Consider the following 1,106-nt stretch of genomic DNA (forward strand, 5'->3'; position numbering starts at 1 on the left):
TTAAATAATTGATAAAATCTCCAAAAATCATTAAATTTACTATCTACTAATAATTTACAAATCAAAACAACTAAGTATTTTACAATATGATTATAAAAAATTAATTTAATAAAAATATTGATAACTCTTCCTCATGATAATTTTCGATAAGCCATTCCTTATTTGTACTAATAATCCAAAAATCCCAATCCTCATCAAAAATATTATCTAAATTATCAAGCACAAATTTAATATTACAAAGAATTGAATATTTACTTAAATTTGACCAAAATACGTGAACTATTACATGCATTGGCTTCGACATTAAATATTTACGAATCCCTTCCTGCAAGAATTCTCTATCATTCTGAACTAATAATTCCATCTTATCTGTGTCTTTATCGATTACTCCATAATTTAAAATATTCAATCCTAAACTCTTAATTGAATTTTCTAAATCAATTGAAATTAATGAAACACTATTTAATAGAGTTTCATTAAGAAATGAAGGGATAATCATTAAGTATTCCTTTTGAGAAGAGTCTCAAATATTTTCTCATTACATGGGATCTTATAGCCTGACATTTTTCACAAATACCTTAACCTAAATCTACATTAATATAAAAACTTTTAATCAGATCGTAATTCAATCTATTACGAGCATATTCTTTTTACAGCACTCATTCATAAAAAACCAATCTTTTTCTCTCAATTACCTAATATTAAAAAAATAATTAACTCTAATTCACCACTCCTTTTAACTTCAAATGATCTGAAAATCTTAATAATTTCTGATTTGCCTTTACAGATTTTACAATCTTTTTGACAATAATACTAATAGACTCATTCATCTAATTAAACTTTTCGTATATTCATAAAAATTATTATCAACTAGTAACTCTATTGGATCTTTACCAACGAAACCTCCTAAATAAGGTAAATGGTGATGTGTAATGCAATTCTGTTTATTTATCAAAATACTGACTATGAAATCAATATTATTTAAAATAAATTCAAAATTATGATAATAATAATAGAATTACACCTAATGCCCAATTTCAAAAATCCATAAATTTGATAATAGATTTAGAGAAATCCATAAGATACATCTGTTATTAAATTAAATA

The 1,106-nt window shown here is 23.5% G+C and carries 1 protein-coding gene; it reads right to left on the reverse strand.

From position 1 onward, the window contains the following. Window positions 1-100 precede the first annotated feature (100 nt). Entirely contained in the window at window positions 101-499 is a 399-nt protein-coding gene (locus ACH8JV_RS19440) for a hypothetical protein (protein WP_396523282.1), read from the reverse strand. Between the last annotated feature and the right edge of the window lie 607 nt (window positions 500-1,106).

The organism is Acinetobacter sp. ABJ_C5_2, assembly GCF_044538485.1.
GTDB classification, from domain to species: domain Bacteria; phylum Pseudomonadota; class Gammaproteobacteria; order Pseudomonadales; family Moraxellaceae; genus Acinetobacter; species Acinetobacter nosocomialis_A.

What these genes read in the sequence shown, in the direction of transcription:
- ACH8JV_RS19440 (WP_396523282.1), bottom strand. Translation starts at nt 499, where the DNA reads ATGATTATCCCTTCATTTCTTAATGAAACTCTATTAAATAGTGTTTCA.